General features: G+C 44.2%; 19 protein-coding genes and 1 tRNA gene. 5 read left to right on the plus strand and 15 right to left on the minus strand.

The features are described 5' to 3' along the window. Window positions 1-381: 381 nt before the first annotated feature. The 10 genes from deoC to JT26_RS09630 form a co-directional block, all read right to left on the minus strand. The gene (gene deoC / locus JT26_RS09585; protein WP_036790840.1) at window positions 382-1,254 is read right to left on the minus strand and encodes a deoxyribose-phosphate aldolase; all 873 of its coding nucleotides are present in this window, start codon (window positions 1,252-1,254) and stop codon (window positions 382-384) included. After that, a complete protein-coding gene (locus JT26_RS10715) occupies window positions 1,241-1,594 on the minus strand; it encodes a nucleotide pyrophosphohydrolase (RefSeq protein WP_036849290.1) in 354 nt (117 codons plus the stop codon). The genes deoC and JT26_RS10715 overlap by 14 nt, the downstream gene beginning before the upstream one ends. Before the next feature lie 3 nt (window positions 1,595-1,597). Next, entirely contained in the window at window positions 1,598-2,047 is a 450-nt protein-coding gene (dtd, locus tag JT26_RS10720; RefSeq protein ID WP_036849292.1) for a D-aminoacyl-tRNA deacylase, read from the minus strand. Between the two features lie 9 nt (window positions 2,048-2,056). Beyond that, entirely contained in the window at window positions 2,057-3,874 is a 1,818-nt protein-coding gene (gene uvrC / locus JT26_RS09600) for an excinuclease ABC subunit UvrC (RefSeq protein ID WP_036849294.1), read from the minus strand. A gap of 38 nt (window positions 3,875-3,912) precedes the next feature. After that, window positions 3,913-5,805, minus strand: coding sequence for a tRNA uridine-5-carboxymethylaminomethyl(34) synthesis enzyme MnmG (gene mnmG / locus JT26_RS09605; protein ID WP_036849296.1), 1,893 nt, complete (start codon window positions 5,803-5,805; stop codon window positions 3,913-3,915). Then, the gene (mutS, locus tag JT26_RS09610; RefSeq protein WP_036849298.1) at window positions 5,802-8,432 is read right to left on the minus strand and encodes a DNA mismatch repair protein MutS; all 2,631 of its coding nucleotides are present in this window, start codon (window positions 8,430-8,432) and stop codon (window positions 5,802-5,804) included. The genes mnmG and mutS overlap by 4 nt, the downstream gene beginning before the upstream one ends. Window positions 8,433-8,471: 39 nt before the next feature. After that, window positions 8,472-9,599 (minus strand): phosphatase PAP2 family protein, encoded by a 1,128-nt coding sequence (locus JT26_RS10295; RefSeq protein ID WP_052110509.1) that lies wholly within the window; start codon window positions 9,597-9,599, stop codon window positions 8,472-8,474. An 18-nt stretch (window positions 9,600-9,617) separates the two neighbouring features. Then, on the minus strand, window positions 9,618-11,654 hold the full coding sequence (locus tag JT26_RS09620) for an Ig-like domain-containing protein (protein WP_081966442.1): 2,037 nt from the start codon (window positions 11,652-11,654) through the stop codon (window positions 9,618-9,620). Between the two features lie 7 nt (window positions 11,655-11,661). After that, the gene (locus tag JT26_RS10300) at window positions 11,662-12,060 is read right to left on the minus strand and encodes a hypothetical protein (RefSeq protein ID WP_052090059.1); all 399 of its coding nucleotides are present in this window, start codon (window positions 12,058-12,060) and stop codon (window positions 11,662-11,664) included. A 105-nt stretch (window positions 12,061-12,165) separates the two neighbouring features. Continuing rightward, a tRNA-Gln gene (locus JT26_RS09630) sits at window positions 12,166-12,236 on the minus strand. A 149-nt stretch (window positions 12,237-12,385) separates the two neighbouring features. Between JT26_RS09630 and menB the strand changes: the two genes are divergently transcribed. Genes menB through ispD form a run of 5 tightly spaced genes read left to right on the plus strand, consistent with a single transcriptional unit; the run spans window position 12,386 to window position 16,590 of the window. Next, the gene (gene menB, locus JT26_RS09635) at window positions 12,386-13,210 is read left to right on the plus strand and encodes a 1,4-dihydroxy-2-naphthoyl-CoA synthase (RefSeq protein ID WP_036849302.1); all 825 of its coding nucleotides are present in this window, start codon (window positions 12,386-12,388) and stop codon (window positions 13,208-13,210) included. 15 nt (window positions 13,211-13,225) lie between these two features. Next, the gene (locus JT26_RS09640) at window positions 13,226-14,239 is read left to right on the plus strand and encodes an o-succinylbenzoate synthase (protein ID WP_036849304.1); all 1,014 of its coding nucleotides are present in this window, start codon (window positions 13,226-13,228) and stop codon (window positions 14,237-14,239) included. Further along, window positions 14,221-15,342, plus strand: coding sequence for an AMP-binding protein (locus JT26_RS09645; RefSeq protein ID WP_081966443.1), 1,122 nt, complete (start codon window positions 14,221-14,223; stop codon window positions 15,340-15,342). Before JT26_RS09640 ends, JT26_RS09645 begins: the two co-directional genes overlap by 19 nt. After that, a complete protein-coding gene (locus tag JT26_RS09650) occupies window positions 15,335-15,895 on the plus strand; it encodes an RNA methyltransferase (protein WP_036849306.1) in 561 nt (186 codons plus the stop codon). The genes JT26_RS09645 and JT26_RS09650 overlap by 8 nt, the downstream gene beginning before the upstream one ends. After that, entirely contained in the window at window positions 15,892-16,590 is a 699-nt protein-coding gene (gene ispD, locus JT26_RS09655; RefSeq protein WP_036849308.1) for a 2-C-methyl-D-erythritol 4-phosphate cytidylyltransferase, read from the plus strand. The genes JT26_RS09650 and ispD overlap by 4 nt, the downstream gene beginning before the upstream one ends. Here ispD and ybaK read toward each other — a convergent pair. The 5 genes from ybaK to JT26_RS09680 form a co-directional block, all read right to left on the minus strand. Beyond that, window positions 16,587-17,072 (minus strand): Cys-tRNA(Pro) deacylase, encoded by a 486-nt coding sequence (ybaK, locus tag JT26_RS09660; protein ID WP_036849310.1) that lies wholly within the window; start codon window positions 17,070-17,072, stop codon window positions 16,587-16,589. The genes ispD and ybaK overlap by 4 nt on opposite strands. A gap of 22 nt (window positions 17,073-17,094) precedes the next feature. Further along, complete coding sequence (gene metK / locus JT26_RS09665) at window positions 17,095-18,387, minus strand: methionine adenosyltransferase (protein WP_036849312.1); 1,293 nt, start codon at window positions 18,385-18,387, stop codon at window positions 17,095-17,097. A gap of 1,593 nt (window positions 18,388-19,980) precedes the next feature. Beyond that, window positions 19,981-20,403, minus strand: coding sequence for a 2-amino-4-hydroxy-6-hydroxymethyldihydropteridine diphosphokinase (locus tag JT26_RS09670; protein ID WP_036849314.1), 423 nt, complete (start codon window positions 20,401-20,403; stop codon window positions 19,981-19,983). A 12-nt stretch (window positions 20,404-20,415) separates the two neighbouring features. After that, the gene (locus JT26_RS09675) at window positions 20,416-21,765 is read right to left on the minus strand and encodes an MATE family efflux transporter (RefSeq protein ID WP_036849316.1); all 1,350 of its coding nucleotides are present in this window, start codon (window positions 21,763-21,765) and stop codon (window positions 20,416-20,418) included. Continuing rightward, complete coding sequence (locus tag JT26_RS09680) at window positions 21,728-22,966, minus strand: S-adenosylmethionine:tRNA ribosyltransferase-isomerase (protein ID WP_036849318.1); 1,239 nt, start codon at window positions 22,964-22,966, stop codon at window positions 21,728-21,730. Before JT26_RS09680 ends, JT26_RS09675 begins: the two co-directional genes overlap by 38 nt. Between the last annotated feature and the right edge of the window lie 45 nt (window positions 22,967-23,011).

Raw genomic sequence — 23,011 nt, forward strand, 5'->3', positions numbered from 1 at the left:
TTTATGCTTGCGGACATATTTTTGTCTGCGCACAAAAATATATTTTCGTGCGAATGGGAGGAGATTTTCGTACGAAGAGGAGGAGATTTTTGTGCGAATGGGAGGGGATTTTTGTGCGAATAAAAAAGGATTTTCATGCGGACAGAAATTTTACCTCTTTCGGAATCGGATCCGCCTATGTGGCTTTTGCCCGAAATTTTTAGTGCCTTCGGGAGGAGAAGAAACAAAATGAACAGATTGATTTTCAGCGACATACAGAACAATCTAAATATAGAATGTGGCATGGCGGGGGGGCAGATGGGGGCTATAAAGAAGCCATCCCGGAAAGATTTTGCTCTTTCCGGGATGGCTCCGATTGGGATGCTGGGAAGGTCCCCTGCGTTATTCTCCGATCTCTTTCTGCAAGTCTGCCACAAGGCTGCTCGCACCTATGCGGAAAAGGTCGGGGGTAAGCCATTCGTCCCCAAGCACTTCTTTGACAATGGCAAGGTAGCGGAGGGCATCCTCTGTGGTGCGCACTCCTCCGGATACTTTGAGTCCGCGCTTTTCTCCGAAGAGCTCGGCATACTGCTTCAAGACGGTCGCCATGGTGTAGGCCGCGTTGAGGGTTGCGCCGGGATACTCTTTGCCGGTGGAGGTCTTGATGAAGTCGGCATCGCAGAAGAGGGATAGGATGGAAGCCCTGCGTATGTTTTCGGTGCTCTTCAACGCCCCGGTCTCCAAGATCACCTTGAGGTGCCTGCCCTTCGTTACCTCTCTCAGCTCCAAGATTTCGTCTGCGACTTCTTCGTAGTTTTCGGAAAGGAAGTTGCCGACGTGCAGTACGATGTCTATCTCATCGGCTCCATCTTCGACGGCAAGACCGGTCTCGACCACTTTTACCTCCGGAAAAGTCTGGGAGGATGGGAAGCCCCCGGAGACGGCTGCGATATTGACGCCCCGGGTGGAAAGGGCGTTCTTGACGGTGGAGACGAAGTTGGGATAGACGCAGATGGCTGCGACGTGAGGGATGTCGGGTCTGTTGCTGTCGAGGGCATTGACCTGCTCGACAAACTGCATGATCTGCACGTCATGATCCGTTGCGGATAGCGAGGTGAGGTCTACCACGCTGTGGAGAAACTTGATGTTGTCCACGGTGTGGAGCGTATTGCCATACTTGGAGAGGATCTTTTCGACTTCAAGTGTTGTCTCTTCTTCTGTCAGCGCCGGACGAAACTTTGCAAACGCGTCCGTATATCTGTTACTGCTGTTCATGTTGATTGTTGAGTTTAGGATTATTGATGTGTCTTGTTTTGTCTCTTTCGGTCTTCTTGAGGAAGTTCTTTCGGATGGCGGCGGTAAGATCGCAGCCGGTCTGGTTCGCAATGCAGGCAACGACCCAAAGAAGATCCGCCAGCTCGTCTTCCAGATCGAGCTTCTCTCCCTCCTTTGCCTGCTGCTCCCCGTACAAACGAGCCATGATGCGTGCCACTTCGCCCACCTCTTCGGTGAGAACAGCCATGTTGGTGAGAGGATCGAAATAGCGCACGCCGTAACGCCTGATCCAGCCATCAACCTGCTCTTGCAGCTCGGAAAGGGTAAGCTCCTGCTTCATGTCTTATGCGTTTTTTGAGTCGATAATGATGGTAACAGGTCCGTTGTTGGTCAGTGTAATCTGCATATCCGCTCCGAATACGCCGCGTGCCACCGGCTTTTCCAACGCCTGTTCGAATGCCTGCACGGCTTTCTCGTACAAAGGCTCGGAGATCTCTCCGGGAGCAGCGTGTATGTAGGAAGGACGGTTGCCCTTCTGCGTGGATGCCATGAGGGTAAACTGCGAGACAAGCATCACCTCCCCACCGACATCGAGCACGCTTCTGTTCATCACTCCATCCGCATCATCAAAGATGCGAAGACGGACACACTTGCGGACGATATAGTCGATGTCTTTGTCGCCATCATCAGAAGCGATGCCGATAAGGATAAGCAGTCCCTCCCCTATTCGGGAGATCTCTTTGTCGTCAACGGTGAGCCGGGAAGACCGGACTCTCTGTACCACTACTTTCATAGCCCAAATTTACTCATTACTTTTTGTATGGAAATATTCATGGACGAGCCTCGCCTTGGCTCTGCCCAAAATAATCTCTATGTCTTCAAGCGACGCCTCACGGATCTTCTTGACACTCTTGAAATGCTTCAAGAGCTTCGCTTTGGAGGCAGATCCTATGCCGTGGATGGTGTCCAGCTCCGAATGTGTCTGCGACTTGCTACGAACTTCCCGGTGAAACTTGATGGCAAAGCGATGGACTTCGTTCTGCACACGCTCCAAAAGCAGAAACACCGGCGAACGCTGCATGATGCCGACAACCTCAGGAGGATTTCCGTAGAGGATATTTGCGGTCTTGTGCTTCCGGTCTTTAGCAAGCCCGAGAATGGGAATAGCCAGCCCCATATCCTCCAATGTCTTTCTGATGGTCTCCATGTGCCCTTTACCCCCATCGGCAATAATGAGATCCGGCAGCTCTCTATCCTCTTCGATAAAGGCGGTATAGCGTCTCTGCACCGCCTCTGCCATGGAGGCATAGTCGTCCTGCCCCTGCACGGATCGTATGTGATAGTGCCTGTACAACTCTTTTGCCGGCCTGCCTCCAATAAAAGCAACGCAGGCTGCAACGGGAGAAGAACCCTGGATATTGGAGTTGTCAAAGCACTCCATGTGGTATGGAAGCCCCGGCAGTCCGAGAGTGTTCTGCAACTCTTGAAGGAGCTGCATATTGCGCTGTTCGGGGTTGAGCTTTTCGGCTTGACGGTCTCTATCGGTCTTGTACTGCTCCACATTCTTCTGCGAAAGTTCCAAGAGTCTTTTTTTATCGCCTCTTTGAGGAATGGTAACGGTAATACCCTCCGGCACGTAAGCAATGGGAAGAGGAAGAATAAGCTCTTTAATACCTGGTCTCAAAGCATTCAGACTCTCTTGAACAAGAGTGGAAAGCCACTCCTCCGGCTCTTCAGACAGGCTCTTCTTGTACTCCAACGTCTCTCCGGAAACGATATTGCCACTCCTCACCTCCAGATAGTTGAGGTAGATGGAACCGAGATCTTCGGAGAAAGAGCAGACCAAAGCATCGCCCACACTGTGGGAAATAACAGCAGAAGCGGCTTGATAACTCTCTAAAATGGAGATGGAATGCTTTATGGCTTGTGCCTCTTCAAACTTCAACTCCGAGGCGTACAGCATCATCCTATCAGACAGTTCTTGCTTTACGGACGAGATATTGCCTTTCAAAACCTCTCTGATCTGACGGATATTCTCATCGTAATCTGCTTCGCTCTGCTTGCCAACGCAAGGAGCAAGGCAGCGATGAATATGATAGTTGAGGCAGACTCGGAATCGTCCCAACGCAATATTCTCTTGTGTAAGATTCAGACTGCAAGTGCGAGGAAGAAAGACTTTCTTAATGACACCGACGAGAGTGTGCGCCATCTTGCCTGCCGGATATGGGCCAAAATATTCCGAGCCATCACGAACCGGCTTGTGAGTGATAAAAACTCTTGGGAAAGGCTCTCTCTTGAGGCAGATGTAAGGATAAAAGTTGCCATTCTTGAGCATGATGTTGTAGCGAGGACGATACTCTTTGATGAGATTATACTCCAACAAAAGAGCGTCATGCTCCGTATCGACAACAAAATATTCCAACCACTGCAAGGTGTTTACCAGAGCACGTGTCTTGGCATCCGAATGCTCCTTTTGGAAATAAGAAGCGATCCTTCTGCGCAACGACTTTGCCTTACCTATGTAAATGACATCCTCATTTTTGTCCAAATAACGATAACACCCCGGGAGCTCCGGAATGCTGCTCAATGTCTCAAGAATGTCCTTTTTAGGTATCAGCATTATCTCTATTTATGTTTCACGTGAAACATTTCTTGTTTTCAGACTCGGCCACAAAGAACAAGAAGAATATTTATATCGCTTGGAGAAATACCCGGAATACGAGATGCCTGACCTATATTCTCCGGATCTATGGCAGAAAGTTTTTGACGAGCTTCCGTAGAGAGCGAAGAGATTTCCATATAATTGAAACGACCTTTAAGCGTAATATGCTCCAAACGCTTTGCTCTATCCGCCAACTCTTTTTCGCGCAATATATAACCCGAATATTTTGCCTCAATCTCCACCGCTTCAAGAACCTCATCTCTTAATTCCGAAGGGACAGAAGCAGAGATTTCTGCAAGTTCCGGGAGCATTGCAACCATATGTTCAATATGGATATTGGGACGAAGGAGCAGATCCATCGCCTTACAACCCTGCTTTAGAGGTGTAGTGTTATAGGCTTGAAGCTGCTCGTTTACCTCAGAAGGACGAACACCCAAAGAGCGCAAGCAAGCATCCACTCTGCCAATCCATTCCATTTTGGCTTCATAGGCGTGCCATCTTTCATCTTCTACCAATCCGATCTCTCTACCTCTGGGAGTGAGTCGCTGGTCTGCATTGTCTTGTCTCAACAATATGCGATACTCTGCCCTACTGGTAAACATCCGATAGGGTTCATCCACCCCTTTTGTAACAAGATCATCTATGAGCACTCCAATGTATGCTTCATCTCTGCCAAGTGTAAACTCCGGCAGGTTCTTTATTTTCAGTGCGGCATTTATTCCGGCGACAATTCCTTGACCGGCGGCCTCTTCATAACCCGTAGTACCATTGATCTGACCGGCAAAATAGAGACCAGGAATCAGTTTTGTCTCCAAAGTATGATAGAGCTGGGTAGGATCAAAGAAATCATACTCTATGGCATATCCCGGTCTTAAAAGATGTACCTGCTCCAATGCAGGAATCTTTTTCAAAGCATCAAGCTGCACCTGAAAAGGAAGAGATGACGAGAACCCATTGATGTAGTATTCTGTGGTATCTTCACCCTCCGGCTCCAAAAAGAGCTGGTGCTGACTCTTGTCCGCAAAAGTTACAATCTTGGTCTCGATGCTTGGACAGTAGCGAGGCCCGATACTTACAATCTGTCCGTTGTAGAGCGGGGAGTCTTCCAAGTGATTTCTCAACTCCGTATGACTTGCCTCATTCGTGTAAGTGATATGGCAAGGACGCTGCTTGAGATGATTCTTCAAACGAGAGTCGGGCAAGAAAGAAAAGCGGTGAAAATCTTCGTCTCCATACTGAGCCTCACAGAGGTCGAAGCGAATACTCCTTGCATCTACCCGTGCAGGCGTTCCGGTCTTCATCCTATCCGTACGAAACCCTTTTGAGATAAGCTGCTCGGTGATGCCGTAAGATGCCGGTTCCGAAATACGCCCTCCTTTCCATTGATGAGATCCAACATGCATAAGTCCATTTAAGAACGTGCCATTAGTGAGTATTACCTTAGAAGCATAAAAAGAGATCTTCTGAGCGGTTTCCACACCTTCCACTCTACCATCTTCCTCTGAAAAGAGCAAGCGAGTTACGGTATCCTGCCACATATAGAGATTCTCCGTATTCTCCAAAATGCGTCTCCAAGCCATAGAAAACTGCTGTCTGTCGCTCTGTGCTCTCGGACTCCACATGGCAGGTCCTTTGCTTCTATTGAGCATCCGAAACTGAATGGATGTGGCATCCGTAACAATCGCCGTAGCACCGCCTAAAGCATCTATCTCGCGAACAATCTGCCCTTTTGCAATGCCGCCAATAGCCGGATTGCAACTCATTTGGGCAATCTTACCCATATCCATCGTAATGAGCAAAACAGAGCAGCCCATTACCGCCGAAGCTCGTGCAGCTTCACAGCCTGCGTGCCCCGCTCCTACGACTATTATATCATATCTAAACTTCATTCGTTCTTACCTGTAATTACTTTTTTTATTTCACTTAACTTGTTCAATGCTTCGATAGGTGTAAGATGGTTGATATCTACTCCTATGATTTCTTTTCGTACCTGACCGAGTACAGGATCATCCAATTGGAAAAAGCTGATTTGATAGGGTGCGTTTCCTACAACCTCTCTACTCGAGCCGCTATGATTAAAAGATGAGACAGCTCCTCTATCGCCCTTCTCTAACTGATGAAGAATGTCTCCCGCTCTTTCTACAATTGTCGATGGAAGACCTGCAAGCTTGGCAACATTGATACCAAAACTATGTTCACTTCCTCCCGGCTGAAGTTTTCTGAGAAAAATCACTTTTCCATCAACCTCCTTGACAGAAACATTGAAGTTCTTTATCCTGTCGTATTCCGCTTCCAGCTCATTCAGCTCGTGATAATGCGTTGCAAAAAGTGTTTTTGCTTTGCCGTGAGGGTATTCATGTATATACTCTACAATAGCTCTTGCAATAGAGATACCATCGTAGGTGGAAGTTCCTCTTCCCAGCTCATCTATCAAAACAAGACTTCTATTGGTCAAACTGTTCAAAATCGCCGCCGATTCAGTCATTTCAACCATAAAAGTAGACTCCCCTCTGGAGATATTATCACTGGCTCCTACTCTTGTAAAGATTCTGTCTACCAGACCAATAGATGCAGATCTTGCAGGAATGAAGCTACCCATCTGAGCCATAAGACAGATGATAGCGGTCTGACGTAGCAGAGCACTCTTACCGGACATATTAGGTCCCGTAACAATGATGATCTGCTGATTTTTATCGTCTAAGTAGAGATCATTTGCAATGTATGCCTCTCCGGTCGGAAGAAGACGCTCTATGACGGGGTGGCGTCCATCTTTTATTTCAATAACCTGTCCATTATTAACCTCCGGTTTCGCATATTGATAAGCAGTAGAGACATCCGCAAAAGACTGAAGCACATCCACTTCCGATATTCTTACTGCATTATTCTGTATCTCTTTGATATGCTGTGAGAGATTTGATATAAGACGAGTGAAGATCTCTGTTTCCAAGATGGCAATCTTCTCCTCTGCTCCTAAAATCTTCTGTTCATACTCTTTAAGCTCTTGAGTGATATATCTCTCGGCATTCACAAGAGTCTGCTTTCTGATCCAATCTTCCGGTACTCTCTCTTTGTGCGTATTACGCACTTCTATGTAGTAGCCAAAAACATTGTTGAATGCGATCTTCAGGCTTGGAATGCCTGTACGCTCTGCTTCTCTATTTCGGATTTCGATAAGATACTCTTTTCCTCCTCCGGCAATACGGCGTAGCTCATCAAGCTCCGGATGTACTCCCTCGCGTATCACACGACCACCTCTGTTCATAAGAGCCGGGGCTTCCGGATCTATCGTTTGTACAATGGCTTGACGCACTTCGGAAGAGTCTGTCATCATTTCAGCCAAGTGAGTCGTGGTATCACACCCCAAAGATTTTAGGATGGTTCTGATTGGATTGAACTCTCCCACTGCTTCCGCCAGCTGCAACAGCTCACGAGGATTGATCCTCCCAACAGCTATCTTGGAGACCAGTCTCTCCAAGTCTCCAATCTTAGCCATGTGAGTTCTGAGCTTTCCTGTAACTTCACTCTGCTTCATGAAGACTTCTACGGCATTTTGCCTAAACTCAATCTCTTTGACATCAAGAAGAGGAAATATCATCCATCGCTTTAAGAGACGCCCACCCATAGGCGTTAAAGTTCTGTCCAGGACATCCACAAGAGCTACTCCATCTTCACTCATCGGCTTCAAGATTTCAAGATTTCGGAGTGTAAACTTATCCAATCGGACATATCTGTCTTCTTCCATTTTTCTAATGGAAGTAATATGTCCTAATTCAACATGACAAGTGGCATGCAGATAATAAAGAATGGCACCACACGCCATGATCGAAAGCTTGTTTTCCTCTATTCCAAAACCCTTAAGATTCTTTACGCCAAAGACTTCCGAAATCTTGTCTCGTCCATACATCTCAGTATAGATAAAGTCTTCAAGCGGATAGAGATTCAGTTTATCTCCAAACTCCTCCCTGAACATACGCTCCAATCCTCTTTGCAGAAGCACTTCTTTAGGAGCAAAGTTTGCCAACAGTTTGTCGGCATCCTGAGGATATGTCTCAGCTGTTAGAAACTCCCCTGTGGACAGATCCAAGAATGCCAGTCCTATCTTTCCACTTCCGAATACAACAGATGCCAAGAAGTTGTTTTGTTTGGCATGAAGCACCGTGTCATTCATAGTAAGTCCCGGCGTAACAAGCTCTGTAACAGCTCTTCTAACCAACTTTTTGGTGGTCTTGGGATCTTCTATCTGATCACAGATTGCTACCCTTTTCCCAAATCCTACCAATTTAGGCAGATAAGTATCCAACGCATGATGTGGAAAACCGGCAAGTTCTATATGGCTGGCAGAGCCATTAGCACGCTTCGTCAATGTTATGCCGAGCAGAGATGAAACCGTTATGGCGTCTTCACAAAAAGTCTCATAAAAGTCCCCAACCCTAAACAGTAATATAGCATCGGGATGTTCTCTTTTTATCTTATTGTACTGAGACATCATCGGAGTCTCTGCCACTTTTGTTGACATATATAATATCTTTAATCCGTTTACTCTTACAAGAAAGCTTTACCAACCCCATTCCACAGCCATTCCAAACTCCCAAGTACCCGATTGGTTATTCTTCCAAGGTGCGGAAGAAAATGCGGTATATCCTTTTAGCAGCGAGACATTACCTGTTCTAAAGATCAAACCTAACTCCGGACGAAGATTCCAACCATCACGAGACTCACCAAAGCGAGAATAGTGATTCAAAGAAAGGCCCCCATCAAAGAAAAAACCATTCAAGGGAAGCTCTCTTCTATAACTGACTCCCCCTCCTATGGAACGAGAAAAATCAGACTTTTCAGATCCCATTTCACTCCATGCTACTTGAGCCACAGCTCCCCACTCTTTATAAAATGGAACCCTAACCATAGCTCCAAAATGGTTGAATATGTTCTCCGAAAAGAGAGTCCATCCCCTACGAAAAGAGATACCATATCCTTTCAAAGGCTCATCGCGATATGAATAAAGATTATAGGGTTTTCCGGTTAAAACAGACGCTAAAGCATAGGTCAGTTTGGCAGATAATATACCCACTACAGCACCTCCTGCAAGATCGCTAACCCAATGCCTGTTATTAAGGATTCTGGCAGTAGCTGTGAGAGATGCAGATGTGTAGGAGAACGCAGCCAACCAAGGATAACGCTCCCCATACTCTTCCACCAAAAGAGTCGCACAGACAAAAGAGAAAGAGGTATGACCTGATGGAAACGATTTATGGTTGTTTTGATCCGGTCTCATTCTGCCAAATCCTCTTTTTCCTGCATGAGTTATTGCTGTTGAAAGTAAGATAGCACTTCCTTGAAGCAAAAACATCTCTCCGGCACTGTTACTGTACTTCGGCTTTACTCCTCCAAAGTATAAACCCCAAGAAGCTGCTACGGGAATAAGACTTGAATAGTCGTCCACATAGGTCCTGAATGATCCGAAGTGAGTCGATCTCCAATCATAAACCGTCTGATCCAAACTTGGAGTGGAGATAGCAAATATACTCAATGGTAACGCTCTTGTCCATTGGTATTTAGCTTTACTTACGCTATCAGAAGGCACAGCCGTTTCTGCCTTTATTGTGGGAGCAAAGTCTATTGAAACAAACAATATTCCCGACAAAAAGACACATAGAAAGATATTTAGTACTCTTTTGATAGCCATAGCAACAATGTATCGAAGTTAGAAGCTCTGGCGGAGTCCTCCCATACCGCCTCCAAGATCAAAACCACCGCCGGACGATCCCATTCCTGAACGGCGTCTCTTCATCTCCTCTTCCCTTTCCTTATTTTTATCCCTCTTCTCGACCTCCTTAGGTTTATTGCGTACAAGCTCTAATGGTTTTTGCTTATCCAGAGGTATGCTTTTAGGATCAAAGTTCTCTTTGACAGTCCAGTTTTTCAGAAGCTCCATCTTTTTATTCAGATAGAAGACTTCCTCCGGTTGTAAGTTCTTATCATAGTCTCCCGGATCCCATCTTCCATTTCCGTTACGATCAATTATAACACGCAGATAATAATTCCCCGGTTTAAGATCTGAAAAGACTATTTCTCCCAAATTTTTATTGGAATATGCCACACCCAAAATTTTATCACTTTCATTGAGAAGTTCCCCTATCATCGGTGTCTGTCCATATCCGAGTACTTGTACCAAGAGCGAAGAAAACTCAGACTTTACCTTTGTCTCGAAGCTCTTCTTGAGTGGTTCTAACAAAGGACGACCCAAAATATCGTTTACAGAAGCACTATCTGCATAGAGTGTATAGCTTTGCCTGTAGCTTAATGGTGCTTTGAGCAGCCATAGTCTGGAGCGTCCCGGTATCGGCATCAGTGTATCTATCTTTGCATCTACCTCTATCGTATCTTTTTTATAAACAAGCCTCAATGCCTTTCTGAGCATTTCCGTATCAACGGGATATGTCGAAGAGATCAAGATTGAATCCGAAATACCTCCATCTCCTTTTGTCTCCATGCTCAAAGTCCAGGTTGGCTTAGGCTTTTCAATATCTGTGGAGTCCTTAGGAGTATCGGAATCCTCTTTCTTCTCCTTAACCTGCTTCTTAGGAGGTGTGCGAAGAGCTATCGTATCCGATACTACAATAATATTATTCAACGAGTCTATCGAAGGGTAATTCACAATGAATGTATCTCTCGAATAATGGAGAGAGTCTGTAAGCAGATAGGTTGCCTTTTTCGTGTAAAGGTCAGCGTCCGTAAAGATTTTAATCTTCGGATCCATACCGGCACTATCTAATCCTAAAGCTCTAATGGAAGGAATATCCTTTTCCTCTAAAAAAGGCAGATTAAATTCAAGTTCTATCGTAGCGGAGTCTCGTCTTTCTCGTTTAACGATATAGTTTCGCTGTTTGTCCGATTGAAAAAAGCGCAATACTACATCATCAGGAAGGTATCTTGTGTACTCGACAAGATAAGTGGAGTCTACAACAGGTTTTCCCTTGACTGTCTTAAATATAGTATCTTGTCTTACCGCAGGCTCGGAACTTGTAGTAACTCTTTCGGGGAAGAAAGCCACTGCTTCCATAGGAGAATTATAGCGATAGTTGTTATCATTATCCTTAAGAGCAAAAAGACTATAAGATCCGGACTTCATGTTACGAATAACAAATCGCGCCCGATCCGATGTTCTCGACATTCTTAGAAAAGTGGTATCTCTAAATGCTTCCCGTCTGGACTCGGCATGAATTCCGACTACAACATCAGACACAGGCTCAAGATCTCTTGCATTGAGAACCACGCCGGCTATCTCCATTGTATCTATCTCATTACCGGTACTGAATGCGTGGGAAAAATTTTCGAGAGCATTTCTCTCGTTGTTGTCCTCTATCGAGTTCGTAAAGTCGATAGTATAGGTCGTATTGGAAATGAGAGAATCTTCCAATATCACCTCCACACGCTTTCCTATGGCTTGTATCTTAGGATTTTGTTGCTGCGGAGGAGATATAATCACCTTTTTGCTTGCATCTTTTACTGTGATGTACTCGTCAAAATAGAAGACAAACTTCTTCGTATTTACATTGAGTGCTCCCGAAGCCGGTACAGATTTCAGCAATACAGGCGGAGCATCATCATACGGACCTCCTCCCGGGCCGAGTTTACTCGCACAAGAAAGCATTGTTACAGCCGAAAAAATAAAGATCAACACCTTCATTCCACGACTCATGCCGAAGCTATTCAGTCTGTTGTTTTTGCTTTTTTTCATGGTCAGGTCAGCTATTCAAAGATCCTAAAATCGCTTCGTTAAGTTTACCTTCTGCCTCAGCAGCAATAAGGTTATCGGTTTCATACGGATTCAGCAGGATCATTCCCACAACCTTTCCTGTATGATCTATCGCCATCACGGCTTCTCCCTCATCATTTCCGGCATCTCTGCGTTCTGCGTTATACCCTGCCTTGACGTAGGCGCGAGCTATCTCTTTTGCAAAATGCTCTCTCTTCTCCACATAATACTCCACCATGTGATCCTCTACGTAGTAAGCATCTACGAGAGTCATGCCTTCCACTTCAGGAAGTTCGTCATCATCAAATCCAATATCCATTGTTTGTTCCTCTGTGGTATAGATGATATCAAGCTTATCTTGCTCCTTGCTATTTTTATGCTTATCCATAGTAGCTCTATGATTTTTGTTTAGTACTGTACAAAATTAGCAATAAATAGACCTTATAAAAAGAAAAGGAGGCTATCTAACCATAAATTAGAAGCCTCCTCTATGTTGACCCACGAGGATTCGAACCTCGACAGACAGAACCAAAACCTGTAGTGCTACCATTACACCATGGGTCAATACCTTGTTTTTGTGATCCAAAATTACAAAGGAAATTCCGAACCACCAAATAATCAGCAAAAGATTTGCTTCTTAATCGGTACAAGGAGTGAAAAATAAGTACCTTTACCCTTAAAACAAACCAATTCAAAATAAAACAGAAAGTATAATGAGTACCAATAGAGAATGGAGAACGATTAAACAATACGAAGAGATTCTCTTCGATTTTTACAACGGAATTGCACGAATTACCATCAATCGGGAACGATACAGAAATGCTTTCACTCCACAGACAACGGCAGAGATGAGTGATGCTCTCCGTATTTGCAGGGAAGAAGCAGATATTTGTGTTGTTGTGATTACCGGAGCAGGAGATGTTGCTTTCTGTGCCGGAGGAGATCAGAATGTAAAAGGTCGTGGCGGCTACATCGGAAAGGATGGTGTTCCAAGACTAAGCGTATTGGATGTACAAAAACAGATTCGCTCCATTCCGAAACCTGTCATTGCTGCGGTGAATGGATTTGCCATCGGTGGAGGCCATGTTCTTCATGTCGTTTGCGACTTGAGTATAGCTTCGGAAAATGCAAGATTCGGGCAGACCGGACCGAGAGTAGGTAGTTTTGATGCCGGATTTGGATCTTCTTATCTTGCTCGTGTTGTGGGACAAAAGAAAGCCAGAGAGATTTGGTTTTTATGCCGTCAGTACAATGCACAAGAAGCATTGGATATGGGCTTGGTAAATACCGTTGTACCTCTGGAACAGCTCGAAGACGAGTATGTCAAATGGTCCGAAGAGATGATGTCTCTCAGTCCGCTTGCATTGCGAATGATCAAAGCCGGTCTGAATGCAGAGTTGGATGGTCAGGCAGGTATTCAAGAGTTGGCTGGAGATGCTACAATGCTTTATTATCTTACCGATGAGGCACAAGAGGGTAAAACAGCCTTTTTAGAAAAGAGAAAGCCGGACTGGTCTAAGTTTCCAAAACTCCCGTAATCTTTCCATTGTATTATGGAGCTGACCATCCGCAAGGAGAAGCTGATATTCAAACAGCCGGCAAAAACTTCCAGAGGGGTATATCTCACAAAAAGTGTCTTTTACATAGAGAGACACACACCGCAAGGGAAGGAGATTATCGGAGAGTGTGCTCCACTGGAAGATCTTAGCCCCGACTTCTCACAGGAGTATCACAGTAAGCTATCCGATCTATTACATCAAATCGAGAATGATTCCTGGTCTCCCACTCCAAGTTGGAAACAATATCCATCTATTCTGTTTGGTATAGAAACAGCTCTCAGACATATAAAGGCTGGAGGATTGGCGCATACAGACACCCCATTTTCGAGAGGAGAAAAAGGTATTCCCATCAATGGTCTTATATGGATGGGATCTCATGATGAGATGCTAAGGAGAATAGAAGAGAAGCTTCATGATGGCTTTCGATGCCTTAAACTAAAGATCGGAGCTATTGCTTTCGATTCCGAAATAGACCTGCTTCATCGCATTCGTAGCAGGTTTTCAGCCGAAGATCTGGAGATAAGATTGGATGCTAACGGCGCCTTCTCTTTTTCTGAAGCACTCGGAAAATTGGAAACTCTATCCCGATACGAGATCCACTCCATCGAGCAACCCATAGCCGCAGGGGAGCCGGAGAAGATGTCGAAGATTGTCAGAGATACTCCCATTCCTGTTGCTTTGGACGAAGAGCTGATAGGAGTTTACGAAACAGAGGAGAAGCAATCTCTTTTGGAAACCATTCGTCCGCACTACATCATACTTAAACCCACACTCCATGGCTCTTTTTATGGGTGTGACGAATGGATAGAGTTGGCTGAACGAATCGGTATCCTTTGGTGGGCAACATCTGCATTGGAATCCAACATCGGTTTGAATGCCATAGCGCATTGGGTTTCCTCTCACGGCGTGGAACGTCCGCAAGGTTTGGGAACAGGAGAGCTTTTTACCAACAATATCTCTACTCCCATATATAGAAAAGGAGCGGAAATATGGTATCACCGTTCATGATAAACCGGAAAATGAGAGGAACAGACGCAGAGAACATAAAGCCGGACAGAGACACTGCTTCCGCCGACATATCTGTCCTATGCAGAAATTCGGAAGAAGAGAAAAAGCTGAAAGGGGAGCTGGATGCTTTTCTGGACGAATGGTATAGCCCTTCTCCTCTGATAGCTCTTCACACTTCGGGTTCTACCGGTACACCCAAAACAATTCTTGCGGAGAAAGAGAAGATGAGACGAAGCGCACGACTCACGCTGGAAACATTTGCTCTATTTTCCGGTTCTACTGCTTTTTGTGCCATGTCTCTATCTTACATAGCAGCCAAGATGATGGTGGTAAGAGCCATAGAGGGATCTCTCAAACTTATTCTCTCCCCTGCCTCCGCGCATCCGCTTGCAATGGATGCTCTTCCCGATATCGATTTTGCGGCAATGGTACCTCTGCAGGTAGAAAAAAGTATGGAAAACCGTTTGGAGAAAGAGCGACTTTCTAATATCAAAACCCTTATCATAGGAGGTGCAAGCATCTATTCCGAGCTTGAAGAGCAGCTCATGCAACTCCCCAGCAGGATCTATGCCACATACGGAATGACAGAGACATTTTCTCATATAGCTATCCGAAGGATCAATGGTACAGGGCGTTCTCTCTCGTTTACCCCTCTTAAAAATGTCTCTATATCTCTCTCGGCAAATGATGCCATCACGATAAATGTTCCTCATCTTTGCGATACTCCAATAGTCACGAACGATAAAGGCGTACTTTTTCCGGATGGTACTTTTCGGATATTGGGAAGACTCGACAATGTTATCAACAGTGCCGGCATCAAACTTCAACCGGAAGAGCTCGAACAGAAGCTTTCTCCCGTCATACCTGTTCCTTTTCTTCTGACATCCGTTCCGCATCCTCTCTGGGGTGAAGCTCTTGTCATCATACTTGAAGGAGAGATAACACCTGATATTCTAAGCCGTAACATCGCCAAAAGACTTGAAACCAAAGAGAGACCCAAATACTTTCAGCTTGTATCTTCCCTACCCAAAACAGAGAGTGGAAAAGTAGTAAGAAGAGCTTGCGAAGACCTCTCTGCACTTACTCCTTTGAGTTATGAATGACAATATTAAACTATCCGTCGTAGAGATGAACCGCCTGACACAGGAGGAGTTCAAGCAGCAAAAGAAGATTCCCTTGGTTATAGTGCTGGACAATGTAAGAAGCATGAACAATATCGGTTCCGTATTCCGCACTGCCGATGCCTTTTTGGTCGATGCTCTATACCTCTGTGGTATCACAGCCACACCCCCTCATCGGGATATAAGAAAGACGGCACTCGGAGCTGAAGACAGTGTTCTGTGGCACTACTTCGAGTCTACATCGGATGCTGTCGCCCACCTTAAAGAGCAGGGTTACCACCTTCTTGCTCTCGAACAGACTCAAAACAGCATCCCTCTTCAGGAGATAGGCAAAAAACTGAAAGAGTTGAAAGAGCAGCCGCTTGCCCTCGTTATCGGACACGAAGTGAAAGGTGTGGATCAGGAAATAGTAAATATGTGCGATGGAGCCATAGAGATACCTCAGTTCGGAACGAAACACTCTCTCAACGTAAGTGTAGCCGCCGGAATGAGTATCTGGGAAATAGCCAAATATTATATGAATAAGAGCGTATGAAGAAGAGAATAGCGGTAATAGTGGCAGGAGGTTCCGGACAGCGGATGCAGAATACTCTTCCAAAACAGTTTATGGAGGTGAACGGCTCACCTGTCATCTTTCATACCATAAAAGCGTTTCACACTTACGATCCTGCTATTGATATAGTGGTGGTCATACCCGAAGCACATCGAAATACTTTTCTCTCTTTAACCGAAAAATACCGGTTCGATATACCCGTTACTTTGGTCAATGGAGGAGCCACACGCACGGAGAGTGTCATGTCCGGACTTCTATCCATTCCGCAAAAAGAAGATACGATAGTGGCGATACATGATGGTGTAAGACCCAATATATCTCCGAAACTGCTGGACAGGCTTTTCACAACATCAGAACAAAACAGTAATGCCTGCGTCATTCCGGTAGTGGAAAGCACCAATTCCCTTAGACAAATCATTTCCGAAAAGGGAGAAACCCTGCCCGTAGACCGTTCTACCATTGTAGAGGTACAGACTCCACAACTCTTCCGGTCGGATCAAATAAAAAGGGCTTACGATGAAGCCCTCAAAAGCGATCTGCCTTTCACAGACGACGCATCCCTGTTTCAATGGTACTATAAAAAGTCTCCCCTTCTTATGGAAGGAGAGAGCGAGAATATCAAGATAACAAGGCCGATAGATATAGAACTGATTTCAAAACTTCTCTCTCAATCCTAAGAGATATCTGCAACCACGGCTCCCACATAAGAGATAAGGTCTTTGGGCGAAAGTTCCACCTGTACACCGCGTTTTCCGGCACTGATAAGGATGGTATCGCAAAGCAGTACATCCGAGTCGATATAGACTGGAAAAGCCTTTTTGAGACCTATGGGAGAGCAACCTCCGCGTATATATCCTGTAACGGCAAGAAGATCTTTCATGGGAAGAGGCTTTACAGACTTCACACCATGAGCGGAAGCCACTTTCTTCAAATCTATTTCGCTTCCTGCCGAAACCATTGCCACCACAAAACTCCTCTCCGAAGTCTCCAGTACAATAGTCTTATAAATCTTTCCGGGATCTATACCCAGCGTTTCTGCCAGATGAATAGCGGAAAGATTCTCTTCATCTACTTCATACGTATGAAGCGTATAGGAAACTTTTCCGCTATCCAAAAGTCGCGAAACATTGGTCTTACAATCTCTGTTTTTGCTACCCATGCGAGAGTAATAGAAGCACTTATCAGAGACCGAACTCGGCTTTTACCTTATCCACATAGTCCAACTTCTCCCATGTAAACAGCTCTACCTCTTTGGAGATGGTGCCATTGTATCTGGAATGGAAGTGTTTGATTACCTTTTTAGGTGTACGTCCCATGTGTCCATACCTTGCTGTTTCGCTGTATATAGGATGACGAAGCTGAAGACGATTCTCTATTGCATAAGGACGCATATCGAATATCTTCTCTATCTTTTGTGCGATCTCCACATCCGACAGACTTACTTTACTTCTACCATAAGTATTGACATAGATACTTGTAGGACGCGCCACTCCTATGGCGTAAGATACTTGAACAAGCACTTCATCCGCCACACCGGCTGCCACAAGATTCTTAGCAATGTGTCTGCAAGCATAAGCAGCCGAGCGGTCTACCTTGCTCGGATCTTTACCGCTAAATGCTCCACCACCGTGAGAAGCCCTTCCGCCGTAGGTATCCACTATTATCTTTCGTCCGGTAAGACCGGTATCTCCGTGAGGACCGCCTATGACAAACTTACCCGTAGGATTGACATGAAGAATATAGTTATCATCCAACAACTCTTGTACCGACTCTGGGAAAAGTGCCTTTGTACGTGGTATGAGTATGTTTCTGACATCTTCCTCTATCTTCTTCTGCATCTTTAAGTCTGCCTCAAGATGAGCTTCGGGAGTATTCTCTTCCGGTTGTATAAACTCATCGTGCTGTGTACTCACCACTATCGTATGGATACGAACAGGTTTTCTATCCTGACCATACTCTACGGTAACCTGACTTTTGGAGTCCGGTCTGAGGTAAGGCATCAAATGCAGCTCCTCTTTTCTTATATGGGCAAGCTCTTTCAGAAGTGCATGGGAAAACTCAAGAGAGATAGGCATATACATGGCGGTCTCATTGCTTGCATAGCCAAACATCATACCCTGATCCCCTGCTCCCTGATCTTCTGCCTGCTCTCTTACGACGCCTCTGTTAATATCCGAACTCTGTTCATGTATGGCAGAGAGTACGCCGCAAGATTCGCTTTCAAATCTATACTCGCTCTTCGTGTATCCTATATCTGCTATCACTTCGCGCACCACTTCTTGAACATCCACATAAGCATCTGAGCTTACCTCTCCTGCCACTACCACCTGTCCGGTAGTAACGAGTGTCTCACATGCTACCTTGGAAGAAGAATCTTGCGATAAGAAGTGATCCAAAATGGCATCCGATATTTGGTCTGCCACCTTATCGGGATGCCCTTCCGATACAGACTCCGATGTAAATAAATAGTTCATATTATATCTGTTTTTGATGTTGTTATGGTATAAAAAAATAAGTCCGTCTCTGTAAAACATTACACAGGGACAGACCTACAAAATAGAACCTATAAAATCTTACCTTATAAGATAAGCCTATGTTTTAGCATTTTTTTGTAGGTGGTTGCAAGCAATCAAATCTATCCACCGCTCTGTTTTATTGTTCCACAAAGGTAGATATATTCTTTCAATAAAGAAAATTTACCCTTATATATACCCTCTTTTAGGGAGGCGGCTTTTGCCTCTCTTCTTTAGTTTTCCACATTTTCAACACTCTTCATATACATCTGTTGTATTGATAAGATTGAGGTTGAAGAAAAGAAATAAAGAAGATAAAAACATACTCTCATATACTATGATAATAATGCCTGTTGGGATTGTGGAGAACTTTGAAGCATTTTAGTTACCAACAGTTATCAACATTTTATCAACAATCCGATCTCTTTATAAAATGCTATATATCAGTATAGAAAATAGGGTTATTAAGATAGTGTGAATATCTTACATGGCTCTATGTTGAAAACTTTTTGTGTTGAAAACCCCTGTGAAACTTTTTAGAAACTTTTCTCTCTTCTGTTTGGATATATTGTTTACTATTATATACAGGATGATCTATTAGAAATCCAAATTTTAAGCCCAATAGTTTCTCTAAAGTTTTCAACAGCTTTTGAACAGAGTTATCCACAATTTCAGAAGACCATTTTTATATATTCCATACAGGTGTGAACGGCTAAAATCCGGGTCATTTTTTCTCATTCTATTTTGATCGGAGGGATCGTTTTCAGAGGGGTACCGGATTTGTTAAATCAGCCTGTTTTATTAACACAAATTTCGATACCTGTTAAGCAAAAACGGTAAACGAGCATATTGTTTCGGCTTAACGTGTTTAATTTTTCAATGAACACGTTTACCGATTTCATTTAATACGTTTACCGGATTCGATTAAAGTGTTTAGCCAAAATCATCAAAATGCTAACAACCAAACACATACGTGTTTTTACCCTAAAATGCACCCGAAAAGGCAAATTTCTTTATTAGGAAACGTTTACAGAGAAGAGTGTTAAAATTCACACTAATTAACGCGAAAAAGCCCCATGAAATGGACTGAGAAAAATTTTTTCGCGAATTTGAGATTTTTCATATCAAATTGAATATAAGATATTTATAGCGATATACTTCTATTATTCTCTAATTTGACAGGTTGGATTTAGGGTTATAGGAGCAGAAAGTCAAGGGTTCATTTTTATATAAAAATACAGGGGAGAAGAAGTGGATTTTCGGATAAGTGAGTTTCTAAATGGGTCTAAGGAACGTGTTTCAGGTTCGCATGTAATACCGGACATCAAAATGACAAAAGCAGATATAAGGAAAATCTTATAGATCGTACTTACTGAACTTTTCATGAATTTGATCCTTTTTGGGTAGATATAATCTTACTAATTTCTCTTTAAGTACTTCAACCGATTTTAGATTTTGGTTTGGAAAAATAGTTGCTTCGTTGTGGTACGAATATAACTAATATTTTGATACATAAAAAATTAGGAGAGGAAATATTATCTATCAAATGTTTGTTTAAGTCTTGCGGAACGAAGAAAAAACAGATGTTTTATTTGTTTTGGTTATCTCGTCAAGTTCATTTTTTCCCTGTTTGTAAGGATACTGATTGAGCTCTTTTTCTCTTACTACCACGCTATCTGTTTCCACTATATCCAAGTCGAGAGCTATCTCTCCATTACTCTTTTTTTTATCTCTTCCGAATATCGTTTCTATTGTTTTCAGAAGAAGAGAAAGCGCATCAAGGTCTAAAGAGGTCTCTATCTTGTAAACTCCATTGGTGTAGACCTTACCGGTTCCTGATCCGTATCCGGGAGAGAGAAAAAAAGAGGAGGATATAAGATTTGGGAAGTAGGTGTTTCGGATCTCTTTCGTAACTTCTTGCATCTCCTCCGGAGAGCGTGTGGTAGATCCTACGTATATGTAATAGATGTGTGTCATAAAACAATGGTTCTAAGCGTGAAGAAGCAGAGTATGCTTTCTTTTGCTGTACATAAGATTGAGCATTACTCCTCTTATGGCAAGATAGAGCAGCATCGCTATCCAGAGAGTGGAGTTGGGATCTTGGGATGGTTCGATATATATAATCGTAAAATAGATGGAGACCGCTACGAGCATCGATATGAACATATCTTTTGTGAGGGTCAATCCTATGAATACACCGTCCCAAACAAAAGCAGTAAATCCGGCAATGGGAACAATCCAAATCCATACAAGGTAATGATCGGCGTATTCCAGCACTTCCGTTTTGTCCGTGAAGAGTCGGAGTATATGCTCTCCGGATAAGAAGTATATGCCGGAAGCGATAAGGGACAATAATAGTCCATATCCCAGCAGACGGTAGATGAATTTTTGTATCTCCACTCTTCTCTCTGCTCCAAAAAGGTGTCCTATGATAGCCTCTGCGGCATAAGCAAAACCATCTATAAAGTAGGAAAACAGGGATAGAAACTGCAATAGTATGGCATTGGCAGATAGAGCTATTTCACCTTCCGATGCTCCGTAATAAGTAAAATAGGTGTTGGTGATGACCAATAGCAGGGTACGCAGGAAGATAAAGAGATTGGTATGAAAAAATTTTCCTATTCCCTGCTTAAGATCATCTGTTTTCCATGAGAAAGAGACCTTTTTTTCTCTTATGAACAGCCACCAAACACCAAAGAGAAGAAGGATAAGACCCAACCAATGAGCTATGGCTGTTCCGAGGGCTATGCCCGTTATGCCCATATCCATTTGGAATGTAAACAGAGCAGAGAGCAGGATATTGGTAACGTTTGTGAAGATAGCGATAGCCATCGGATACCAGCTGTTCTGCATGCCTATAATCCATCCGTTGAGAGCAAAATTGCATAACACTGCCGGAGCACCCCATATCACTATGAGGAAATAGTCTGTTGTGGTGGCTATCAGTTCGCCGTTGTTTTGGGACTCAAACGTTACGAAATCGAGTAGAAAATCTGCCAGCTGTTTTCCAAAAATAAGAAGCAGAAGTCCTATGAGACCACCTATGAGAAGAGATTGTTGGAGTATTCTTCCCATCTCTCTCTTATCTCCTTTTCCGCAAGCCTGAGCAGTGAGTCCGGTAGTACCCATACGGAGAAAGCCGAAAGTCCAGTACAGCATATTGAAAAGCGTAGCGGCAAGAGCCACGGCACCTATCTCGTGAACGTATTGGAGTCTTCCGGACATGCCGAGATCGAATATCCCCAGCAGCGGTACGGTGATATTGCTGAGGATATTGGGAATGGCAAGTTTCAGTATCCATTTATGAGCGGCTGCGGTAGAGTAGCGAGCTGTCTCCATAACTGAGAAATCTGTAGTCGTTTTTTAGGGCATGGTCATAGATTTTACACCATTCGTCTCCACCTCCTATAAAGGCAGAGATAAGCAGAAGAAGAGTGCTTTGCGGCTGGTGAAAGTTGGTGATCAACCGGTCTATAAGCCTGAACTCAAAGCCGGGAGCTATCATGATTTCGGTGTGTCCTTCTATCTGATCCAAGCCGTTGGCATCCATATATTTCAAGATAGCTTTCAAAGCAGCTTGCACAGTGTGAGAATAGAGCTTTTGATAAGGCTCGAACTGCGCCACGAAAAGAGGTTCGGAACTGTTTTCTATCAGATGAACACCGATGTAATAAAGGCTTTCGAGTGTGCGTGTGGAAGTGGTTCCCACTGCCGTTATACTGCCCAAATGAGCAAGCAGAGTGTTGATGGTAGCTCTCTGTACCACTATCATCTCTCTGTGCATCTCGTGTTGAGAGATCAGTTCATTCTTTACCGGTTTGAATGTTCCTGCTCCGACGTGAAGCGTCACAGGGGTTGTTTTTATCCCTTTCTGCTTTATGGCTTCCAATACATCAGGCGTAAAGTGAAGCCCTGCCGTTGGTGCAGCCACGCTTCCATCCCATTTGGCGTAGACGGTTTGGTAGGTTTCGGAGTCGCACTCTTCTGTCTTTCTGTTGAGATAAGGCGGTATGGGAAGTTCGCCTGCCAGCTCCAGTATCTCGGAAAAAGATACCGGGGCATCCCATGTAAAAGTAACATTCCTGCTGTCCGGAGTGGTGGATGGAGTGTATCTGGCATATACCGTTATCTCTTTTCCTTTATCATCTTTCAGGGTAAGAGAGACGGAGGTGTCCGGTTTCCACTTTTTGGCATTTCCGACCAGGCATATCCATGTTACTTCATGCTGTGTGGAGAGGTTGATCTCATAAGATTCGGGATAGAGCGGTTCAAGGCAGAAAATCTCTATTTGAGCCCCTGTCTCTTTCCGGAAATGGAGCCGAGCATGGATTACTTTCGTGTTGTTGAAAACCAAAAGAGAGTTTTCCGGAAGGAGTTCGGGCAGTTGATAAAAAGATCTGTCCTCTATCTCTCTGTTTTCATTAAACAGAAGCAGTTTGGAACTATCCCTCTCTTTCAAGGGATATTTGGCTATCCTCTCTTCTGGTAAATCGTAGTTGAAAGATTTTATCTCTATTGACTCTATCTGCTGTCGTTGCATACCCTATTATTTGTATTTGTAGGCAAAAATAGTGAACTTTGAAAG

The sequence above is a fragment of the Porphyromonas sp. COT-108 OH1349 genome, assembly GCF_000768755.1.
In the GTDB taxonomy this organism is placed as follows: domain Bacteria; phylum Bacteroidota; class Bacteroidia; order Bacteroidales; family Porphyromonadaceae; genus Porphyromonas_A; species Porphyromonas_A canoris.